Below are 22,731 nucleotides of genomic sequence, written 5' to 3' on the forward strand. Positions count from 1 at the left end.
ATAAAGGATGTGTAATTTATGATTAAAATAGATGAAAATTTGACGGTGACTTCTCCTGTTGGCTTTAAAGCATCTGGAATTCATTGCGGACTAAAAAAGAGTTTATTAAAAAAAGACTTAGCCTTAATATATTCTGATGTTGTAGCTACCTCTTGCGGAGTTTATACAAAAAATAAGGTAAAAGGTGCTCCACTTACAATAACTAAACAACATTTAATTAATAAAAAAGCTCAAGCAATAATTATTAATAGTGGAAATGCTAACACTTGTAATGGTGATGATGGTTTATCAAAAGCAAAAAAAATGACTCATCTTTGTGCTAAAGCATTAAGTATTAAAAACGATGATGTACTTGTTGCTTCCACTGGAGTAATAGGTGTTCCCCTTAATATAGATGCAATAAAGAATGGCATTCCTCAATTGGTAGGTAATTTATCTAGTGATATTGAAGGTGCTAAAAATGCATCTATGGCTATTATGACTACTGATACAGTTGAAAAACAAGCTGGAATCCAATTAAACATTGGTGGTAAGAAAGTTACACTTGCTGCTATGGCTAAAGGATCTGGTATGATTCATCCAAATATGGCTACTATGCTTTCTTTTATAACTACTGATATTTCAATCTCTCCTTCTTTATTAAAAGAAGCATTAAAAGAAAGTGTTAATATTTCTTATAACAGAATAAGTGTTGATGGTGATTCTAGTACTAATGATATGGTTTTAATAATGGCAAATGGACTTGCTTCAAATGAAACTATAACTGAAAAAAATGATGATTATAACTTATTTTTGGAAGCATTAACAACTTTGAATATTTATATATCTAAAAAAATTGCAAAGGATGGTGAAGGAGCCACCAAGCTTATAGAATGTACTGTAAAAAATGCTAATTCTATTGAAGAGGCTGAAGCTCTTTCAAAGAGTGTAATTACTTCAAGCCTTGTTAAAGCTGCAATCTTTGGTAGTGATGCTAACTGGGGAAGAATTCTTTGTGCATTAGGCTATTCTGGCATTGACTTTGATCCTGAAAAAGTTGATGTTTCTTTTGCAAGTACTGCCGGAGAAATTCTTGTTTGTCAAGATGGTGCTTCTGTAAGCTTTAATGAAGCTAAAGCAAAAGAAATTTTATTACAAGATGAAATTAAAATTTTAATAGATATGAAATTAGCTTCATATGAGGCAACAACATGGGGCTGCGATTTAACTTATGATTACGTAAAAATAAATGGTGACTACCGCAGTTAACAATATATAGGTGGACCTTCGGGGTCAATCCATATATTGGATTGACCTCGGAGGTCCACCCATTTTTTAGGAGGTGTAATAATTGAACTATACTCAACATGCAAATATATTAATTCAGGCATTACCTTATATTCAGGAATATTACGGTAAAACTATCGTAATTAAATATGGTGGAAATGCCATGATTAATGATGAATTAACTAAAACAGTAATAAATGATATTATCCTTATGAAATGTATTGGAATTAATCCAATAATAGTTCATGGCGGTGGTCCTGATATTAGCAATACTTTAGCTCAAATGAATCATGAAAGTAAATTTATAAATGGTTTAAGATACACTGATGAAATCACGATAACAGTTGCTCAAATGGTTTTAGCCGGAAAAGTAAATAAAGATTTAGTTAAACTTATTGAAAAAAATGGTGGTAAAGCAATTGGCTTATCTGGAATTGATGGCTCATTAATAAAAGCTAAAAAGCTTACTAATGATATTGATTTAGGTTTTGTAGGCGAAATAACTTCTGTAAATACAGAACTTCTAAACTTATCAATGAATTCTGGTTATATTCCTGTAGTTTCTTCTATTGCAATAGGTGAAAATGATACTAATAGTTATAACATAAATGCAGATACTTGTGCTTCAAAAATTGCTTCTGCTTTAAAAGCTGAAAAATTAATTCTTTTAACTGATGTACCTGGTGTAATGACAAATCCAGATGACTCTTCTACCTTAATTTCAACTTTAAGATTACATCAAATTCCAAAACTAACTGTCGATAAAGTAATTAAAGGTGGCATGATTCCTAAAATAAACTGCTGTGTTGAATCTGTAAGAATGGGCGTTAAAAAAGCTCATATAATTGATGGCAGAATTAAACACTCTATCTTACTTGAATTATTATCTAAAAAAGGAATCGGAACAGAGATTTATTAAATAATTAAACGAGGTGATTAAAATGACTTTATTTCAACAAGAAAGTAAGTATTTAATGAATACTTATGCTACCTTGCCTATTGAAATAGCCTATGGCCAAGGCTCTTACTTATTTGATAAAAATAATAAAAAATATATAGATTTTACTAGTGGAATTGGCGTTAACTCTTTAGGATATAACAATTCTGAATGGAAAAACTCAATAATATCTCAACTAAACAATTTTCAACACTTATCTAATATTTTTACTAACAATTCTACTGTATCGCTTGCAAAAAAACTTTGTGAATTATCTGGAATGAGTAAAGTTTTCTTTGCCAATTCTGGAGCTGAGGCAAATGAATGCGCTATTAAACTTGCTAGAAAATATAGCTTTAATAAATATGGTGAAGGTAGAGGTACTATTCTTTCACTGAAACAATCTTTCCATGGCAGAACATTAGCTACATTAACTGCAACAGGACAAGATAAATTTCATAATTACTTCTTTCCATTCCCTACTGGGTTTAATTATGTAACTGCTAATTCCATTAATGATCTAAAAGAAAAACTTACTTCTGATGTTTGTGCAATAATGATGGAAGCTATTCAAGGTGAAGGTGGTGTTCATCCATTAGATAAAAACTTCGTTTTAGAAACTTGTAAATTAGCTAAAGAAAAAGATATCTTGATTATATTTGATGAAGTTCAATGTGGAATAGGAAGAACTGGAACACTATTTGGATATAACCATTTTAATATAACACCTGATATAGTTACTTGTGCTAAGGGATTAGGTGGTGGACTTCCTATAGGTGCAGTATTATGTAATGATAAGCTTTCAGATACATTTAATCCTGGAGATCACGGTTCAACTTTTGGTGGAAATCCTGTTATATGTTCTGGTTCACTTTCAGTTTTAAAACAAATTTGTAATACTGACTCTTATAATCAAATTATTCTTAAAGGGCAGTTAATAAAAGATACTATCTTAAATAGTAATTTAACTTCTGTAAAAGATGTTCGTGGTCTTGGTTTAATGATAGGTATAGAAATTACAGGAGATTCTTCTTTTATCCAAAAGAAAGCATTAGAAAATGGGCTTTTAGTATTAACTGCTGGTAAAAATGTTATACGTTTGTTACCTCCTTTAAATACTTCAATAGATAATATTAAAGAAGGTATTAATATACTTATCTCTACTCTTAAAGAATATTAATAGATATTAGTTAAAATTTATTTTTATTAAGGAGAATTTTATGAATAAACATTTATTACGTATGGATAATCTTTCGAAGGATGAGATTTTAGATATATTAAATCTTGCCGACCAATTAAAATATGAACAAAAACATGGTATAGAGCATCATTTACTTAAAGGAAAATCTTTAGGTATGATTTTTGAAAAAGCATCAACTCGTACTAGAGTTTCCTTTGAAGTAGGAATGTATCAGCTTGGTGGACATCCTCTATTCTTAAGTTCAAAAGATCTACAAATAGGTCGTGGAGAACCTATTCAAGATACAGCTAGAGTTTTATCTAGATACTTAGATGGAATAATGATAAGAACTTTTTCTCAAAAAGAGGTAGAAACTCTTGCAGAGTGCTCTTCTATTCCTATAATTAATGGACTAACTGATGATGAGCATCCATGTCAAGTTTTAGCAGACTTAATGACTATAAGAGAAAAGAAACTTATTCTTGAAGGTTTAAAAGTTGCATATATTGGTGACGGTAATAATATGTGTAACTCTTTAATTGTTGGTTGCTTAACTTTAGGAATGAATATATCTATAGCTAATCCTATTGGCTATAAGCCACCTAAATATTACATTGAAAAAGGTATTTCATTAGCTGAAGAAAATGGAGTTTCTTTCGAAATGACTGAATATCCCTCTGAAGCTATAAAAAATGCTGATGTAGTTATAACTGATGTATGGGCTAGTATGGGACAAGAGTGTGAAAGTAAGAAACGCCAACTAGCTTTCCAAGGATATCAAGTTAATTCTGAAATAATGAAATTAGCTAATAATGATGCTATAGTATTACATTGCCTTCCAGCTCATAGAAATGAAGAAATTACCGAAGAGATACTAGAGGCTCATGCTGATGAAATATTTGAAGAAGCTGAAAATAGACTTCATGCTCAAAAGGCAGTTCTAGTTAAGCTATTATCTTAATTTTTTATTAATATAATTATATATAAAATATAACTTAAAAAATTGTTATTTCAATATATTTTTAATATATAAGACCTATTACACTTATAATTACTGTAATAGGTCTTAATAATTTTATAAAATTACATATTTAAAGGAGTATAAACTCTTTTTGCTAATTCATCATCTAATAGATATAAAGCTGCTGGATTATCCTCACATCTTCTAACCTTCTTTAAAATTGCATTAAAGCTATTTTCCTCTTCTACTTGCTCATCAATAAACCATTTTAATAAGCTTATTGTAGCATGTTCTTTAACTTCATAAGCAATATCAGTTAACTCATAGATTTTCTTAGTTACTAATTGCTCATGTTGGTATCCCTTTTCAAATACATCAATTATTCCGTTATAAGTAACTTGTGGTTTATCAATTTTCTCTAATTCTATTGAACCATTTTTTTGATAAACATATTCATAGAATTTCATAGCATGATCTAACTCCTCTTTAGCTTGAACTCTAAAGAAATTAGCAAACCCAACTAAATCTACTGACTCGCAGTATCCTGCCATAGCTAGATATGTATATGAAGAGTAAAACTCAAAGTTTACTTGATCATTAAGTGCTTTTAATAAAGTTTCATTTAACATAACTCTAATCCTCCTAATTTTTTCATTATAGCAATATATATTTTCTCATATATATCATTTTTTATCAAATATCTAATAACTACTATATTAATATTTTTTTTAAATACATTAAAAAATTTAATTTACATAACATAATATTATAAATAATTTTTATTTTAATGGAGATTACATTTATGAAAACTAGATTATTTAAATTAAATGAAATTGCTATAGGAAATGATGATCAAGCTACAAAAACACCTTTTTATTCAACTGATCTAACTTCTGGAGTTGTTTGGGTTGTTAAGCCTGGTCAAAAAGTACCTACTCATATGCATACGACTTCTGATGATGTATGGATATGTATGCAAGGAAAAGGAATATTCTATCCTGAACAAGGCAAAGAAGTTGAAATTTCTAAAGGCGATATAATATTATCTGCTAAAAATGAGCATCATGGAATGCTTAATACTGGAGATGAAGATTTTATATTTATAGGAATAATTGCACCTACACCTTCTGATTATCATCCAGTATAGTATTTAAACTAATAAAGATTATACATAATAAAATGTATAATCTTTATTAGTTATTTTTCAATATAATTAATTACATGTTTAATTATCATATTAATGCTTCCATCACCATTACGTTGAATCTCAAATTTACTATTATCATGGTAAGCTTCTTCATTAATATATAAATCTATATCTTTATCTATTTTTAGTCTTATTCTCTTAAGCTTTTTCTCAACCCATGCCTTATCAACTGAAATTTCTTTTTCTAATCCATTTCCACTCATAAAGGTTTCAAAATCTTGCTTTTGAGTTATACTATCCTTAAACAATTCATTAGATATTTCTTGAATATTAATTGATTCTTCTTCTTTTAGTTTGCTTTTAACAGTAGTTCTTATCATCTCTGCCTTTTCAGCATCCTCTGTAATATTACTTCTAGTCCAACTTTCTGTTGCTTTTAAAAATGTTTTAGTCATATCTCTCTTATTAGCAACAATATTACACCCTAAGAAGCTATTCATAAAATAATTTGCTCCATATTCGTCATCTTGACTAGATTTTTTTTGCTTATCAATTACATATAAATCAAATGCTTGATTTTCTCTTATTGGCTTTATAAATGCAGCCTTCTGAATTCTTTGACTACTACTTGGTAATCCTGCTGCTTGAGGAATTATTCCTATTCCTATTTTATTATCTAAAAACTCAACTGAATGTGTAAAGTTTTTTACATAATCCATCTTAAGTATTCCTATCATAGGTCCTATATCTGTAACTAACGAAACTACTATTAAATCACAAGGTGGAATATTAATATTTCCCTTCATAATAGAAAAAAGCTGTCTAGATAATTCTTTAGATAATTCTAAAAAGTTATTATCTATTCCATTCAAATAATCTTGTACTATTTCTTTTACAATGTTTCTTTCTAATTTAAATAATGCTGTTTTTAATTCATCATCTTTCAAACACTTATCTATATGTTTATGTAAAAACTTATATATATCTTCATTTAATTCTAATGTATATTCATTTAGTATTGGCTCAGATGTATTCGTATCTAAAATATGTATTACCGCTTCTTGAATATTTATATCATTAATATATTCCAAAATATCACCTCTATTTTTACTTTTGTAATTACTTTAGATATTATATCATCATCTCATATTATATATAATTTATTTTTTTAATTTATTGCACATACTAAATCCATAGAATAAATTATTAACGAGGTTAATTATGGATAAAAATAGTTTAAAAAAGAATATAATATCAAAGACTATATTATTTATATTTATAATGCTATTTATTAGTATCTTTAAAGCATTGTTTGGAGATGAAAATACTCCTGTTGCAATTACAACAATAATAGTTCTACTAATGCTTTTAGGTAGAGATTTAACTCAATATCCTTTAAAAAACTTTTTAACACTTCTTGGAATAAACTTAGCATTAGGTTTTGCTGCTTTTATATCCGCTAGTAATGTATGGCTGGGAATAATTTTAGACTTTTTATCTCTGTCATTAATTGGATATTACTTTAGTTATAATCTCACTAAAGGATTAGTATTACCTTATGGATTGCAATACCTATTTACTTTAAATGCTCCCGTTTATGGCGAAGTTTTTGTTAAAAGAATTTTAGGACTAATATTCAGCGCTGTAATTATTATGATTAGTCAATTTATAGTAAATTCAAAGAAAACTAATACATTTAAGAAAGAAAATTCATTAATAGGATTTAAGACCGATGAAAGTGACTCTATATATCGATATGTAAACATATTTGGTAAAGAGGTAAAAATTCATACTGTAAGAGCTTCTTATGCTATTCGAGTAGGTATACTTACAGCATTAACATCTTTTATTACCTTTTATTTTAAGTTAGCAGAAGGACGTTGGATGGCATATACCATCTTCTCTTTAACAGAATTATATTCAGAGAACTGTAAAATTAGAGCTAAAAAAAGAATTCAAGGAACTATTCTAGGTGCAGTAATAGTATTAATCTTATTTATATTTATAAAAAATAATACCTTGAGAGTACTAATAGTATTAATAGCTGGATATTTAAATTCATTTGCTGTAGATTATAGAGATGTTATAGTATTAGTAACTATTTCAGCAATTACACCTCTTGCAATTACAAATGGTTCTGTAAAAACTGTCTTAGAAAGAATATTTTATGTTGGGGTAGGTACTATTCTAGCTTTATTAGCTAACAGATTTATTTTAAGAAAAAATCAACCTGATGATATAAGTAAATAATATTTACTATTCCTCATAGACTTTAATGTAAATAAAAAAGATGATTTCAAATAAATAGAAATCATCCTTTTTACTTCTACTATATTAATATATTGATATTAAACATTTCTTACATTCCACTTAATAAATAACATAAGTCCAATATTAAATATAGCTGTTATTATAAGAATTACTCCTAGTGGCATTCCCATATCAATAACTTGTCCAAATAATAATTGTCCTGGTGCAACACTTATAGTTGCAATTGCTGTTGAAAATGCTGATACTCTACCTAACATATTATCTGGAATTTGTTTTTGTATAAATGTTAAAGTTAATACATTTGATAATGATAAAGATAACATTATTGCAAGTCCTCCAAATGCAAATGTACTAGCTAATACATATGGATTTAGTTTTAAAAATCCTAACGTAGCTATAATTATAACTCCTGCTATCATAGGTAGATATGTATAATGCACCTTTTTAATAGAGAACATATCCGGTTTTACACTTATAAGAAAACCTCCTAATATCATTCCTAAAACACATACTGCTTCTACTATTCCAAAAACTTCTGATGGAAGTCCTAAAAATACATTTATAAAGTATGGTGCAACTATTGATAATATAGGAACTAAGAAAATATTGCATAATGCATAGGAAGCTATTATTCCCAGAATAACCTTCTTTTCATTTTTTAAATAAATAAAACTTTCTTTCATATCTACACATGATTGCTTCACAAATTTCATAGATATTACTTTTTCATTATCAGCATTTTCTATATTCTCTTTTATTACATCTGGAATATCTAAGAACATTTCCATAATAGCTGATACTAAGAAACTCACTGCATTTACAATCACTATTGCTTTAATTCCTAATAATCCATAAACTAATCCTGCAAGTATTGGTCCTGCAAAATTTACAATTGATCCTACTTGATTTATAACTCCATTTGCAGATGTAAGTTTTTCTTCTTCTACTATTTGTGGAATAGATGAAGTAACTGCTGGTCCGTATAATGTAGCACATATAGATAGTATAAACATTACAGTTCCAACTATAAGCTCATGGTCATACCCCTTTAATAATATAAATGCATAAATCCCAATTACTACTGAACAAATTAAATCTAAATAAACCATTATCTTTTTTCTATTTATATTATCAGAAAGTCTTCCTGCAATTGGTGCAAATATAATATAAGGTATGGTTGATATTGCTAATATTCTAGCAAAGACAGCTGTACTGCCTGTAAATTCTAATAAGTATAATGACATACTAAATCTTTGAATTGCATTTCCAAAAAGAGAAATAATTTGCCCTATAACTATTATTATAAAGTTTTTATTTTTCATTCGTCCCCCTGAATAAATCATATTCCATACATATTGGATACTTACCATCTTCACTTATTGTAAGGTTGGCATCTATTCCATATATTGTTTTCAGATTTTCCTTATTAATTACCTCTAATGGCTTTCCTTCACATATAATCTTTCCCTTTTTTAGACCAATAATATTATCTGCAAATCTACAAGCATTATTAAGCTCATGAAGAACTATAACTACTGTAATATTCTTCTCTTTATTAAGCTTTTCGAGAACTTCTAAAACTTCTAATTGATAAGACATATCTAAATATGTAGTAGGCTCATCAAGCATTATTATTTCTGTTTCTTGAGCTAAAGTCATAGCAATCCAAGCCCTCTGTCTTTGTCCTCCAGATAAATTTGCTACTTCTCTATCTGCAAATTCACTAAGACCAGTCTCTTTTATTGCCCAATCAATACGCTCCTTATCATGACTGTTAAGACCACCTATCATTTTTTGATGTGGAAATCTACCAAATGCAACAAGTTCTCTTACAGTAAGTCCATCTGGACAAACCGGCCCTTGTGGTAAAAATGCAACTTCTTTTGCTATATTCTTTTCTTTTACCTTTTTTATATTTTTATTATTAATGAAGATATCACCAGTCTTAGGCTTATTAATTCTTGCTATAGTCTTAAGTAAAGTTGATTTACCACAACCATTTGCTCCAATTATTATACTTATCTTTCCCTTAGGTATAGATAAACTCATATCTTCAATTATAGTATTATTTTCATATGCAACTGTTAAATTCTTTACACTAATAGCTTCCATCAATTATTTCTCCTTCATCATTAAATAAATAAAATATGGTACTCCAAATATTGATACTGTTATTCCTACTGGAATTTCAATTGGAGAGAATAAATTTCTTGAAACTGCATCTGCAAGAATAACTATAATAATACTTATCATTGCTGAAATTGTAATGAAGTTTTTATGATAAGATCCAACTAACTTTCTTGCAATATGAGGAGATATAAGCCCTAAGAATCCAATATTACCTGCAAATGCTGTTGCTGTTCCTGCTAATATAACTGCAAAAGTTAAAAATTTCTTTCTTTCCTTTTCTAAATTTAACCCTAATGATATAGCAAGTTCATCTGAAAGATTTAAAACATCTAACTTTTTATGATTTAATAAAACTACTATAAACATTAAGGCTACTATTGGAATTATCACCTTTGCATAACTCCATCCTGACCCCCAAAGACTTCCTGATGTCCAAACTAATACTCTATTATAATCTCCAATTCCACCTCTAAATGTAAAGAAAGTTATAAATGCATTAAGCCCAGCATTTAATCCAATACCTATTAATAAAAGTCTCTTAGGTTTTATTCCTTTTCTACTAGACATCATATAAATTATAAGTGCAGAAACACCTGCTCCAATTATAGCCATAAAAGGTAAAACAAATATAGAAAGTTCACCTAATTCACTATAATAAGCTCCAGTAGAATATGTAATGAATAATACTGCTGCAACTGATGCTCCTGCATTTATCCCTATTATTCCTGTATCTGCTAAATCATTTTTAGTTATAGTTTGAAGAATACATCCAGCCGTTGATAAGGCTATTGCTACAAATATACCTACTAACATTCTTGGAAGTCTAATATTTATTATTGCTGTATTTTGAAGTTTACTTCCGTTTCCTAAAAGAGTATTTAAAACTTGAGAAGGTGATATCTTATATGTACCCCAACATAATGTTACCATAAAGGAGATTAGTAATAATGCTATTAAAACTGCTAATACTATTTTAAATCGTTTTTTATTCATTATCCTCTCTCCTTTCTAGCTATTGATATAAAGAATGGTACACCTATTAATGCTGTAAATACCCCAATTGGTGTTTCATATGGGTCAAATAACATTCTTGCTGCAATATCTGAAAATATTAAAAGAACTGCTCCAAGTAAAAATGAACATGGAATATTTCTTCTATAATCTTCACCTAATAATTTTCTTACTATTTGTGGAATTATCAATCCTACAAAAGCTATATTTTTACCTACTGCTACAGCTGCTGCGCACATTGGTATCATAACCATAAGAGTAATAAATCTTATTTTTTCTGGGTTTTCTCCAAGCCCAATAGCAACATCATCACCTAAGTTTAATATATTTATTTTAGGTGATAGAATCATTGCTATAATAAGTCCTATAACACCTACTATAAATATTAACCTAAAGTCTTGCCATGTTACATTTCTAAATCCTCCTGATACCCAAAATCCTATCATTTGAGATTGATTTGATAAAAGTCCAATTATAGTAGTTAAAGAAATAAAAAATGTACTCATGGCAGTTCCTGCTAAAAGTATCTTTGCAATTGAATTGTTATTTGCTTTTTTTGATATAAATCCTAAAACTATTATTCCAGTTAATAATGCTCCTATAAAAGAAGCTATCATTACACTATTTGTAGTTATCCCTATTCCTGCTGCATAAAAAATAGCTATTACTAAAGTTGCTCCTTGGCTTATACCTAATATAGAAGGCTCAGCTATTGGATTTCTAGTAACCCCTTGAATCATTGCACCTGTTACTCCTAATACTCCTCCAGTAAACAATACACAAAGTGCTCTTGGAATACGTACATCCCTGACAAGAATAAGATTTAAATCTTCGTTATAATTAAATATACTATTCCAAATATCTGAAAAAGTAATATGGACTGACCCTAACCTTATGGCTAAAGTCAATCCTCCTACTAAGAGTAACAAACTACAAATTATAAAAATTATTGTACGTTTATTACTTTGTTCCATTTAACATGTCACCTATTTCATTTACTAATAATTCTCTACCTATTGAGCTATATCCTTGGTTAAAGTATGGTGATGATGGTAATTCTATTACATGACCTTCTTTAACTGCAGGTAAGCTGTTCCAAATTGGATTTGATTTTATTTGAGCTAATTCTTCATCTGATCCCATTACAAATATATAATCAGCTTGAATTGATGCTAACCCTTCATAACTAACAACTGGTAAACTAACATCTGTTTGTTCTGGCATTCCAACTGGCTTAGCAAGTCCCATATCGCTATATAATACATCTCCAAAACCTGCTCCATCAAATACATTGAAACCGTTAGGATTTGCTAAAATTGAAAGGTAAGTTGTATCTTCACCAAATTCAGACTTGATCTTATCACCAGCTTCTTTAGCTTTAGCTTCATAATTAGCTATCCATTCATTTGCAACTTCTTCTTTACCAAACACTTTTCCTAAAGCTCTAACATCATCTTTCCAATTTAAAGCTTCTAATTGAATCATAACAGTTGGTGCTATTTCACTTAACTGATCATACATCTTTTCTTGAATTGTTGATATAACTATTAAATCTGGATTTAAGTTCATTATTGCTTCTACATCCATAGTATCTTGGTAGCTATATCCTAAAATTTCTGCTCCACTTAATGTTTCTTCTAAATATGAAGGTAACTTAGTATAGTCATATGCATCACTATTTGCAGTACCTATTACGTCATATCCTAATATTGATAAAATATCACTGTTTCCACTTAAGTCTACTATTCTTTGAGGATCTGCTGGTATTTCTACTTCTCCTCTTACATCTGTAACTGTTACAGTATTTCCATTAACATTTTCTTCATTTGTAGCACTATTGCTTGCACATCCAACAAACATCATAGCTGTCATACAAGTTGCTACTAATGTTTTTAATAATCTCTTTTTCATTATGTACCTCCACTTATACTTTTATACTTAACTCTTATTTTTTCTCTCGACTTCATTCATTTTATATGAGAGTGATTCTCATTTCAATCTTTGCATCTAATTTAATAATTTTATCATCTTATAGAATAATTTTTAACTTAATAACTCTTTTTTATTAGTATTTCCATATTATTCACAAATAATATTACACTTAAATAAAAAACACATGTGAAATTTAAACTTTCACATGTGTTTTAATTATTTTTAATATAGATAATTTTTTCATTCATTCTTTCTAGTTCTGGAAGATAAATCTTTATTATTTCTTGAGTCATTTTATTAATTAATAAATAATCACAATTATGTTTATAATCATCTAATCTTAAATCTCTTGTCTTGCAATTAAAAATCGCTATTACATTATTCTAGTGTTGGATCTGCAGCAAACCACGTATAATTTTCTTGTTGTTCATTATTATCCATGCAACAAATATATTAAGTTGATTTATTAAAGCTTCTTTACTAATTTTAATACGCAATCCATTTTTCATATATTCATATTTAACTCCACATATATCTCCTTCAACGCCTATACTTAACTAAATATTTTCACATGTAAAGCTAATGAAAGCTAATCCTTCTCCGCTTTCTTCTCCACTATCTAAGTTAAATGTTTCCTTTGCATCTAATACACACTCTATAATATTTTCTAATTTACTAGTTTTATTGTTATTAATTATTATTTTATATCTGCCATCAACAACATAATTTTTTCCTATATTAGAAAGTTTAACGGGTGTATAATCCAAATTTTCGCCATTAATAATAACATTAATCGCTTTTTCTTTTTAAATTAGACTATGTTATCCTACTTTGTGATAATATTAGTATAAAAATAACCATACCTAAGCATTTTCAATGATTTGAATTGCAAGGTATGGTTGTTTATCTAATTTATTATAGACATTATTTATTAAGTATATTATATAAAAATATTATTTTGTTAATTTTTCAGCCCAATTAGGTATTTCTTTATCATTCCAAACTAAATTTCCATCTTTGAAATAAAGTATTTCTTTAAACCTATATGTATTATCATATATATTTACTTCATCACAAACTTCAATAATTTGGCTAATATTCTCTAAAGACTCATAATATCTTCTTTCTATGTCTTCATCAGGTATCCCATGACCACCTTTACTTACTCTATATCTAACTCTTTCTTTAGCTATATCAAAACTTTCTACTCCAATATAGTTCACTACTATATAAAATCCTTTAGACTTCGCTTTTTTTATATTCTTAATTATACTTTTACCACATAACGTAGTTTCTTGATTAAAAGAGATGCCTTTTTCAATATATTCTTTTATAAGTTTCACAGCTTCTCTTGCACATTTTAACTGTAGCGTATTATCTTTCCACGATCCTATACGAGCTACCATTTCATCTGTATTTATTCTTTTTTCACCCTTATTTTCTTCATAATATACAGATTTATATATTGATGTTTTTCCACACCCATTGACTCCTGCAAATATTGTATATGTTGGCATACTATTTACCTATTACCTTTGATTGTTGCTTTTGAAGTAGTATATTTGACAATGCCATATAAAAATCTTGTTCCTCTTTAGTTTTTGCATCTTTAAATAATTGTTTTAGTTGGCTATATGAATATTTTTGAAATATATCATATAAATTTACTTCTTTATTTTCCACTTTCAAATACCTCCTAAAGAATTAGTTACTTTATTATACCTTATTTATATATGTATTTTATACATATCTTTTATTACAAAATACAACTGAAAATTCTTCCATGCAAACACGAATAATTTTAAGCATGTATATTTAAAAAATTATTTGTTTAAGTTTTTTATACAAGCCTTAGTTTCTTTTAAACAGTAACAACTCCAATTCATATTAATCACATCCTTAGTTATTTTAATAAATCATTAAACTCATTTAGCACATTAAATGAATTAGTTGTTATTTCATCATTATAATCAGATAAATAAATAATTTTATTATTATTTTTTAGTACATAAAAATTCAATTTTATCAATACTTATGTTTGTGGTGTAAGTTTCTTGCAAATATTTAACTGCGTTTAACATACAATACCATTCTAGACTATAACTGGTATTATAAATATTTTATTTAGTTAATAGAAGTTACTCCTATGAACAAATGTGAATAGTGAGTTTCATTTTAAAGCAATACTCATTTCCATTAAGATTTAAACTATAGAAAAAGAGCCTATGCTTCTTTATTTAGAAACATTGACTCCAATCTATGATTATTATTGCTTTATATTTACTATACAATAATAATTTTTTTATTTAATGTATAATCATTATATTTCTAATATATTGTTTTTAAATTAGTTTAAGTAAAATTTTTAGCTGTATTGTAACATATTGGAATTAATCTTATTAATATATTTACTTGGATTTTAATCAAAATTAATCATTTCCTCAATTGCCTCTCTAAACCAATCCCAAAATGTACTATATACTTTTCTTTGTTCATATCCTGAAGATGCAAAATCATGTATTATTTGTACTTCATCACCTTTATTTAATTCAAAGCAAGCAATATCGTCATTGTCGTCTCGTCTAGCAAAAGGTATTAATACTCTATTAGGATATCTTTTTTTCATTCCTTCATACCTATATATCATCTGCTTCTTATCCATAATATACCATAAGTCAAAGTCTATTAAATTTAAATTTATTACTTTTTTGATTGCTTCTGGGTATTCAAACCCTTCTGGCAACATTAATTTATCTAATAATTCAATTTGCATAACTATTTACCATCCCATCCTATAATATTTAATCTATTGGATATAAATTTCTATATGTGATATTTTGTTTGCCTATTCTTAAATTAACAGCATCTCCCCATATCAGTAGCACTCCTCTTTGGGTAGTAAATCTGCATATCAAGTTTTATAGTAGTTAATAGTACTTTTAATTATTTACGAATGCATAACATTGATCTGGTTTTATTGTCTTTAAAGAATTATTATTACCTTTAACACATTTTACCATAAAATTACTATAATAGTCTATTAATATAATTGTACTACATCTAGTGACTAACACTCTAAATCTTTGATTTATCTATTAGAAGTTAAAAAAGAACTCATTGAAAAGTTTTTATTTTCAATAAGTTCTTTCTTTATTCTTTTATTTAATATCTAAACTTCAAAGACATTTATTAATATGTTTACATTAACTTATATCCTTGTTCAAACAAATCAATAAGTGGTTTAGAAATATATTCTTTACGTACTCCCCAAGTATCAACTAGCTCTGTTCTAGGAACATTTTTTCTTATCCATTTACATAATTTTTTATACCATTCATCTAAAGCACTATCTTTTGAAATTAAATTTATATTTAATATCTTAAAACACTACTCTAATCTTCTCCATAAGTCTATATCTTCATTTCCCCTGTAATATTTTCCTTTTGGTAAATCTTTATCCTTTACGTTATAATGTTTTCTATCTATTTCAGAATAAACATAACTTAAGTTTTTACATTGTTCTAAATCACCATCATCTACATACATATTAAATACGAATGTTTTTAGATTCTTCATCTTTTTTAAAAAATTTAAATTTGGTAAGTGATTCTTACCACTTAACTCTAATAATTCTAGATTTTCTAATTCAGCCAATACTGAAAAATCTTCGATTTTAGGACAATTCTCAATTCTTAATGCCTTTAAAGTTTTCTTGTTTTTTATTAAAGATGATATATCTTTTAAATTTCTATTATAATATAGATATAAACAGGTTAAATTTTGAGTTATTTCTATTCCATCTAATGATTTTATTCCACATTGTAGAATAGTTAATGTATCTAGTATTTTAGATGTAAACAATTCATTCAAGTTATTACTTTTAAGTCCTTTTACATACAAAGATTTTAATGTATCTATATTATTGTAATTTAAAGTTTTTTTATTAATATCTAATACTAAATCCTCTAATCCTTTTACTCTCGATAAATCTATTGTAGTACTATATCTATCTTTATTACCGTAAATATTTTTAAACCTTAATAATTTTACATTTTCTAAATTGTATAGTGGTGAAAAGTCAAAATTATCGCCTGCACTATCTATTGGTTCTATTAATAAATATTTCAACTCTTTACATTGATTAAGAATTTCTAAATTATCTAATAAAATTCTCGCTTTTTCAATTTTATTTTTATTAATATAATGTATATATTCTTGTTGTTTTTTATTATTCAAAATAATAATTGCTCTGTTTTCTTTATCTGAGTTATCTATTGACATAAAAGCAAATCCATCTCTATAACTTCTAGCTCTCATATACTTCCCCTTCTTTTACCATTTACTAAAATATTTTTTTCCTGGACTCCAAATCTTATTATACAATATTGTTTTTTTACCATAACCTAACTTTTTTTGAATTCTATATTCTAAAATAAAAGCTTCTCTATTTGTCTTAGCTTTAATCCACTTCATTTTGGTTACTTCATCTGCATATTTTTCACTTTTACTTATAGCTGAAGTTAACATTCTATTAATTCCACCTTTTCCAACATAAGCCTTTCCACTTTTAAAAGTTATTATATAAGCTCCTGTTGCTTTTTTAATATCGCTATTTTTATTAAGAAATTTAATTGCTGTCTTAGCAGTATCAATAACTTCATCTGCTTTACTTAAAGTTTTAACTGCTCTTGTTGCTTCTCCTACACCAGTTACAAAAGGAAGTAAATCTATTGTATCTCCAGCTAAACCAGCCCAAGCCCATGAATCAGTTGGACTCTTCACAACTTCTCCTAGACTCGCAGCTAAAGATGCTATATCTAAAACCGTCTCCCAAATATACCCACTAGAATCTCTTCTTACAATTGGATTATTATCACAATATGCAAATAAATTTTTATCCGTTAAATCATCAAGAGAGCTAGTCACTACACCTATAGCGTCTGCATTTAACATACGACACCACTCTGGATTATAACTGATATTCTAAATCTTTGATTTAGTTAATAGAAGTTGCTCCTATGAACGAATGTGAATAGTGAGTTTCTTTATCTATTTAAATAATATAATCCTGTTTCAGTATCATACCTATATCCTCTATACCTATATGGATTTTTCTTTCCTACACTTTCGCTTAACTCTCCTGTTATGCTCTCTAGTTTTCCCCATCTATAAGTGAGAATCAAAATCTTTGATTTTGCTCTTCAAACTTACTCCTACGAATTCATATGAGTAGCGAGTTTCTTTTTACTATATTTTACCACTCTATTTCCATAATTGTCTATTAATCCAATTATGTCACCTTAGCTGACTCATACTATAAACCTTGATTTATATATTAGCATTAAATATATAACTTTAAATCTAAGAAATAATAATAAAATAATAAAATTAAATTATTTTTTATGTTATATTATTTAGTAATACAATTTACTAATATTGAGGTGAATCATGATTTCCAAAACAACAAAGGAATTTCAAAATGAAGTTTTAAATAAAATGACATTTACTCCTTTTAAATTAGAAAACTATACAATTTATAAAAATGAAAATAGGCCTGAACTAGGATATTTTATTAAATATAGCCGAGAAGATTATTATGAATTTGAAATAGGTGATTATACTATATGTAATGATTTTTCTATCTCTTTTGAACACAATGAGCACTTAATGAGATTTGGAACTGTCTATACTGGAGAAACACAATTTGAAATTGAGGATAATCCTATCTCTTCTTTTAGTCCCTCTTCTTTTTTTGTATCTGAGAAGGGAATAAAAGGAAAGCAAACTTGGAGAAAAGGACAACACTTTCATGGTGCTGAAATAACAATTTATAAAAAATACTTTGATGAAATAATAAGACCTAATTTTCCTAAAACTATAGATTTTGATAATTTTATTAGTAACTATACTTATAGATATTTGCCACTTGAAATATCTTCTATTATTCAAGGATTAAGAAGTATGTCCGAAGTTGATAAAATAACTCCTATATATTTAGAAAGCAAGATATTAGAGTGTATTGCCTTACTTTATAACGAAATATACTCTTCTCCAGAAAATGTTTTTACTAATCAATTAAATTATGGAGAGATAAAAATAGGAAAAGATAGATATATTACATTAACTGCATCAGATGCACATGCAATACAAAAAGCCCATGATATATTAACGGAAGAAGCCTGTAATCCACCAACTATTAAAGCTTTAAGTAAAATGGTATTTTTAAATGAGCAAAAATTAAAGGCTGGATTTTCAGCAAAATATCATATGTCAATTAGTCAATATACTAATTCTATTAGAATGACACTAGCCGAAAATTTATTATCTACAACTGACTTAAGTATTGATGAGATAGCTAAACAGCTTGGATATAATTATAGCGGCAATTTTGTTAAAATGTTTAAAAAGACACACGGCAAAACTCCCTTGGCCTTTAGAAAACTTAAAATTTAATCCTATAATAAAGTTCCTTCTTAAATATACTATCTAAGAAGGAACTCTTTTCACTTTTTATTTCTCTCCATTATAATTCCAATTGATTCAATTGCTTCAATAAAGCTAGTTACTTCAATTGTCATTGAAGGATTATCACAATATTTATCTATTAAATTCAAAGTATTTATAACATCAATATTTCCATTATTAAATCCACAATGACTATCTTTTTTGCCATCATTATTGCTTAAATGTAAATGTCCTATTCTATTGCCTAATAACTTAATTATCTCTTCTAATGATTGATTAGAATAACAATTAGCATGACCTATATCTAAACATATAGAAAAAATATTATTATTCACTTTATCAACAAGTTCTTTTAAAACAGATAGATCTTTTTCATACATATTTTCAATATATATCTTTACACTTGCATCTTTATCACTTAAAAACTCATTCCAAAATTCTAAGGAATTATTTATATATGTTTCCTTGAAATATATATCTTCATAATAACATGAATGAAAAACTAGTCTATCTGCTCCTAATTTTTTAGCTACAGAATATGCTTGATTATAACGAGTTAATGTAGCTTGCTTAATCATGCTATCAAAGCTTGCTGTATTTAAATCTAAAAATGGGCCATGTATAGATAAAGATCTTCCCTTTATTAAATCCCCCATTCTTTCGCAATACTCCACTACTCCATTATCATCTTTATCTAAAGTATATCCTATTCCAAACTCAATTATTTCAAGTCCAATTTCATACTGATTTAATATCTCACTAACTCTATCATCAGAAAAAAGCTGTGATACATATATTTTTCCCATATTTATATACTCTCTCTTTAGTTTAATTTTTATATTTGTTTTTCAGGTAAATACACCGTTATTCTTGTCCCTATTTCTTTTCTACTTAAAACACTAAAATATCCATTATGATTATCAATGATCCATTTAGCTATAGATAATCCAAGACCTGTACCTCCATTTTTCCTAACTCTTGCTGTATCAGCTCTAAAGAATCTCTCAAATATATGAGGTATATCCTTCATATCCATTCCTATTCCATTATCTTGTACAGAAAAATAAGGTTCTCCATTATTACTTCTTCCTGTTTTAAGTATTATATTTTCTCCTGATTCTGTATATTTAGCCGCATTTTCAACTAATATTCTAGCAGTTTGCTTAAGAAGCCCCACATCTCCATAAACATTAACATCTTCTAAATTAATATAACTGTATACATGTTTATCATCTATCATTTTAGACTCTTCTACAACTTCCTTAATCATATTACTAAGTGAAAATTCTTTAATAGTAAGCTGTGTTTTCCCATTAATACCCCTTGCTAAGAATAATAATTGCTCAACTAAATTTTTCATATTTTCTGATTCAGACTTTATAGCTGTAATAGATTCATCTAATACACTTTCATCACTTTTTCCCCATCTATCAAGCATATTGGCATAACCTTGAATTACTGAAATAGGAGTTCTAAGTTCATGTGAAGCATCTGATACAAACCTAGCTTGCTGTCTATAAGAATCCCTCATTCTATCTAACAATTTGTTAATAGCATCCTCTAACCCCTTAAACTCACTATCTCCAATATGAATTCTTTCATCAGAAGCAACTGGACTAATTTTTGATATAGCATCTTCTAAACTATGGAACTTTTCTTCATCAAATACCATATTACTAAGCCTCTCTGCTGTTTCTGCTATTTCATTAAGAGGCTTTAATATTTTTCTAACTCTTGCTGTTCCCAATATTATTTCTTCTAATAAAAATATACCTTCTAATATTCCAATTATTATTATTATTTTTCTTAGATTATATAAAAAATAACTAGCGGCCTTAACCATAGTTTTTCCATCATCCCATATTACTGTATAAGTTGCTGTTTCTATGGGATAAAAATTAATTGTTCTTTCAGCATTATTTACTAATTCTCCATAAAAGTTTTTCTCAGAATCAATACACCATAGCCCTATTAAAATTGCCATTAAAATAGTATCAATTATAAGAAATTTAAAAAACAAATCTCTTACTTGTATAGCATTAAGCTTTATTGCAATAGATGTAACATTTTTTGTTTTTCTTATTCTACTCATCTTTTATTACGTATCCTACTCCACGAACTGTAGTAATTATTTTAACATTAAATTTATCATCAATTTTTGTTCTTAAATATCGTATATATACATCTATTACATTCGTTTCTCCAACATAGTCATAACCACATACTTTTTCCATAAGTACATCTCTAGTTAAAACTATATTTTTATTTTCCATTAATATTTTTAAAAGCATAAATTCTCTATTAGTTAATTCAATTTCTGTATTATCATAAAGTACTTTATGCCTTAATTTATCTAAAGATAGTAAACCACACTTTAATACATCTTCATCTTTTTTTACAGTAACTATTCTCTTTTTTAGAGCATTTCTTACTCTTGCAAGTAATTCTTCAATTGCAAAAGGTTTTGTTATATAATCATCTGCACCGGCATCAAGACCTGATACTTTGTCCATAACAGCATCCCTTGCAGTTAGCATTATTACTGGTATATCAGAACTTTTTCTAAGCCTTCTTAATACTTCGAGACCATTAAGTTCTGGTAGCATTACATCTAAAAGTACTAAATCTACCTCACCCTTTTCAGCAATTTCAAGACCTTCTCTACCATTATTAACTTTTACTACTTTATACCCTTCATGAACTAGCTCTAACTCTATAAATCTTGCTATTTTTTCTTCATCTTCAACTATTAAAATCTTAATCATTACCTTTCTCCACCTTTCCCTTTTGCTTTAATCTTCTGCACTTCTTTTGATATTTTACTTAATATATCATTAACTTTATCTGTATTAATCTTCTTAGATTCTACAGAAAATTCTATATCTAAAAATAATCCAATAACAATCAAAGGTATTAGTAGCCAAAATCCAAATATTAAAAGAACAATAACTACTGTAAGTGGAAATTTTAAAAAGAAATTATTTTTACCTTTTATTTCTATAAAAATATTATTACAGTTATCTATAAACTTACATATAGCCTCAAAAATTCCCTCAAAGGTACTATTAGATTTATAATTACTATCTTTTTTAACTTCCTCAAAGTTAGATTCTGTATTTTCTTCTTCATAACTTTCCTTATATTCATTAGTATAAAATATACTAACAGAAGGTGCTTTTACTTTTCCTTCCTTCTCCAACTCTAAAATAGCATCAAGTATATCCCAATTATTTATTTCTAATACCCTTTTTGCATCTTCATATGTTATTCCTGTCTTTTCCCTTAACTTTTCTACAAGATTAAGTTTATCCACAAATGCTCCTCCATCTTTTATTTAATAACAACTAATTTAATTATATCCTTATTTATTAAATTATACCATTTGGCAAGATATTTCTAAAGATTTCATAAAAAGAAAAAGACCTTGAATT

Annotated in this window: 25 protein-coding genes; 7 read left to right on the forward strand and 18 right to left on the reverse strand. The window is 27.5% G+C overall.

Annotated elements, in window-relative coordinates; translation table 11 throughout:
* Positions 1 to 18: 18 nt before the first annotated feature.
* From argJ to argF, 4 genes are all read left to right on the forward strand, one after another.
* Entirely contained in the window at positions 19 to 1,248 is a 1,230-nt protein-coding gene (gene argJ / locus I2E98_RS07505; RefSeq protein ID WP_195468332.1) for a bifunctional ornithine acetyltransferase/N-acetylglutamate synthase, read from the forward strand.
* 82 nt (positions 1,249 to 1,330) lie between these two features.
* Positions 1,331 to 2,185, forward strand: coding sequence for an acetylglutamate kinase (argB, locus tag I2E98_RS07510; RefSeq protein WP_195468333.1), 855 nt, complete (start codon positions 1,331 to 1,333; stop codon positions 2,183 to 2,185).
* 22 nt (positions 2,186 to 2,207) lie between these two features.
* Positions 2,208 to 3,383: an aspartate aminotransferase family protein gene (locus tag I2E98_RS07515; protein ID WP_195468334.1), complete on the forward strand. Its 1,176-nt coding sequence runs from the start codon at positions 2,208 to 2,210 to the stop codon at positions 3,381 to 3,383.
* A gap of 40 nt (positions 3,384 to 3,423) precedes the next feature.
* A complete protein-coding gene (gene argF / locus I2E98_RS07520; protein ID WP_195468335.1) occupies positions 3,424 to 4,344 on the forward strand; it encodes an ornithine carbamoyltransferase in 921 nt (306 codons plus the stop codon).
* 122 nt (positions 4,345 to 4,466) lie between these two features.
* Here argF and I2E98_RS07525 read toward each other — a convergent pair whose 3' ends face one another.
* Positions 4,467 to 4,973: a ferritin gene (locus I2E98_RS07525; RefSeq protein ID WP_195468336.1), complete on the reverse strand. Its 507-nt coding sequence runs from the start codon at positions 4,971 to 4,973 to the stop codon at positions 4,467 to 4,469.
* 173 nt (positions 4,974 to 5,146) lie between these two features.
* Between I2E98_RS07525 and I2E98_RS07530 the strand changes: the two genes are divergently transcribed.
* A complete protein-coding gene (locus I2E98_RS07530; RefSeq protein ID WP_243251018.1) occupies positions 5,147 to 5,491 on the forward strand; it encodes a cupin domain-containing protein in 345 nt (114 codons plus the stop codon).
* Between the two features lie 50 nt (positions 5,492 to 5,541).
* Here I2E98_RS07530 and I2E98_RS07535 read toward each other — a convergent pair whose 3' ends face one another.
* Positions 5,542 to 6,582: a nucleoid-associated protein gene (locus I2E98_RS07535; protein WP_195468338.1), complete on the reverse strand. Its 1,041-nt coding sequence runs from the start codon at positions 6,580 to 6,582 to the stop codon at positions 5,542 to 5,544.
* A gap of 130 nt (positions 6,583 to 6,712) precedes the next feature.
* Here I2E98_RS07535 and I2E98_RS07540 point away from each other — a divergent pair, with 130 nt between their 5' ends.
* Positions 6,713 to 7,741, forward strand: coding sequence for an FUSC family protein (locus I2E98_RS07540; RefSeq protein WP_195468339.1), 1,029 nt, complete (start codon positions 6,713 to 6,715; stop codon positions 7,739 to 7,741).
* Positions 7,742 to 7,839: 98 nt separating this feature from the next.
* On the opposite strand, the gene I2E98_RS07545 is transcribed toward I2E98_RS07540, so the two are convergent.
* The 12 genes from I2E98_RS07545 to I2E98_RS16010 form a co-directional block, all read right to left on the reverse strand.
* On the reverse strand, positions 7,840 to 9,084 hold the full coding sequence (locus I2E98_RS07545; RefSeq protein ID WP_195468340.1) for an MFS transporter: 1,245 nt from the start codon (positions 9,082 to 9,084) through the stop codon (positions 7,840 to 7,842).
* On the reverse strand, positions 9,074 to 9,874 hold the full coding sequence (locus I2E98_RS07550; RefSeq protein WP_195468341.1) for an ABC transporter ATP-binding protein: 801 nt from the start codon (positions 9,872 to 9,874) through the stop codon (positions 9,074 to 9,076). The genes I2E98_RS07545 and I2E98_RS07550 overlap by 11 nt, the downstream gene beginning before the upstream one ends.
* 3 nt (positions 9,875 to 9,877) lie before the next feature.
* A complete protein-coding gene (locus tag I2E98_RS07555; RefSeq protein WP_195468342.1) occupies positions 9,878 to 10,885 on the reverse strand; it encodes an iron ABC transporter permease in 1,008 nt (335 codons plus the stop codon).
* The gene (locus I2E98_RS07560) at positions 10,885 to 11,877 is read right to left on the reverse strand and encodes an iron ABC transporter permease (protein ID WP_195468343.1); all 993 of its coding nucleotides are present in this window, start codon (positions 11,875 to 11,877) and stop codon (positions 10,885 to 10,887) included. The genes I2E98_RS07555 and I2E98_RS07560 overlap by 1 nt, the downstream gene beginning before the upstream one ends.
* Positions 11,864 to 12,814, reverse strand: coding sequence for an iron-hydroxamate ABC transporter substrate-binding protein (locus tag I2E98_RS07565; RefSeq protein WP_195468344.1), 951 nt, complete (start codon positions 12,812 to 12,814; stop codon positions 11,864 to 11,866). The genes I2E98_RS07560 and I2E98_RS07565 overlap by 14 nt, the downstream gene beginning before the upstream one ends.
* Before the next feature lie 578 nt (positions 12,815 to 13,392).
* Complete coding sequence (locus I2E98_RS07570) at positions 13,393 to 13,602, reverse strand: hypothetical protein (protein ID WP_195468345.1); 210 nt, start codon at positions 13,600 to 13,602, stop codon at positions 13,393 to 13,395.
* A 186-nt stretch (positions 13,603 to 13,788) separates the two neighbouring features.
* Positions 13,789 to 14,352 carry a zeta toxin family protein gene (locus I2E98_RS07575; RefSeq protein WP_195468346.1) on the reverse strand — a complete coding sequence of 188 codons (564 nt, stop codon included), beginning with the start codon at positions 14,350 to 14,352 and terminating at the stop codon, positions 13,789 to 13,791.
* Between the two features lies 1 nt (position 14,353).
* A complete protein-coding gene (locus I2E98_RS07580; RefSeq protein WP_195468347.1) occupies positions 14,354 to 14,518 on the reverse strand; it encodes a hypothetical protein in 165 nt (54 codons plus the stop codon).
* A 736-nt stretch (positions 14,519 to 15,254) separates the two neighbouring features.
* Positions 15,255 to 15,608: an SMI1/KNR4 family protein gene (locus I2E98_RS07585; RefSeq protein WP_195468348.1), complete on the reverse strand. Its 354-nt coding sequence runs from the start codon at positions 15,606 to 15,608 to the stop codon at positions 15,255 to 15,257.
* Positions 15,609 to 16,222: 614 nt separating this feature from the next.
* Positions 16,223 to 17,152, reverse strand: a complete 930-nt coding sequence (locus tag I2E98_RS07590) for a hypothetical protein (protein ID WP_195468349.1) — start codon at positions 17,150 to 17,152, stop codon at positions 16,223 to 16,225.
* A gap of 15 nt (positions 17,153 to 17,167) precedes the next feature.
* Positions 17,168 to 17,788 carry a hypothetical protein gene (locus I2E98_RS07595; RefSeq protein ID WP_195468399.1) on the reverse strand — a complete coding sequence of 207 codons (621 nt, stop codon included), beginning with the start codon at positions 17,786 to 17,788 and terminating at the stop codon, positions 17,168 to 17,170.
* A 92-nt stretch (positions 17,789 to 17,880) separates the two neighbouring features.
* On the reverse strand, positions 17,881 to 18,018 hold the full coding sequence (locus I2E98_RS16010; RefSeq protein WP_243251020.1) for a hypothetical protein: 138 nt from the start codon (positions 18,016 to 18,018) through the stop codon (positions 17,881 to 17,883).
* Positions 18,019 to 18,283: 265 nt separating this feature from the next.
* Here I2E98_RS16010 and I2E98_RS07605 point away from each other — a divergent pair, with 265 nt between their 5' ends.
* Positions 18,284 to 19,288 (forward strand): AraC family transcriptional regulator, encoded by a 1,005-nt coding sequence (locus I2E98_RS07605; protein ID WP_195468350.1) that lies wholly within the window; start codon positions 18,284 to 18,286, stop codon positions 19,286 to 19,288.
* A 50-nt stretch (positions 19,289 to 19,338) separates the two neighbouring features.
* Here I2E98_RS07605 and I2E98_RS07610 read toward each other — a convergent pair whose 3' ends face one another.
* The 4 genes from I2E98_RS07610 to I2E98_RS07625 are packed head-to-tail and all read right to left on the reverse strand — an operon-like array spanning position 19,339 to position 22,613.
* Entirely contained in the window at positions 19,339 to 20,106 is a 768-nt protein-coding gene (locus I2E98_RS07610) for a TIM barrel protein (protein WP_195468351.1), read from the reverse strand.
* A gap of 29 nt (positions 20,107 to 20,135) precedes the next feature.
* Complete coding sequence (locus tag I2E98_RS07615) at positions 20,136 to 21,392, reverse strand: HAMP domain-containing sensor histidine kinase (protein ID WP_195468352.1); 1,257 nt, start codon at positions 21,390 to 21,392, stop codon at positions 20,136 to 20,138.
* A complete protein-coding gene (locus tag I2E98_RS07620) occupies positions 21,385 to 22,065 on the reverse strand; it encodes a response regulator transcription factor (RefSeq protein ID WP_195468353.1) in 681 nt (226 codons plus the stop codon). Before I2E98_RS07620 ends, I2E98_RS07615 begins: the two co-directional genes overlap by 8 nt.
* Positions 22,065 to 22,613, reverse strand: coding sequence for a ubiquitin (locus I2E98_RS07625; RefSeq protein WP_195468354.1), 549 nt, complete (start codon positions 22,611 to 22,613; stop codon positions 22,065 to 22,067). The genes I2E98_RS07620 and I2E98_RS07625 overlap by 1 nt, the downstream gene beginning before the upstream one ends.
* Positions 22,614 to 22,731: the final 118 nt, after the last annotated feature.

This window comes from Clostridium sp. D43t1_170807_H7 (assembly GCF_015555905.1).
Taxonomy (GTDB): Bacteria; Bacillota; Clostridia; order Clostridiales; family Clostridiaceae; genus Clostridium.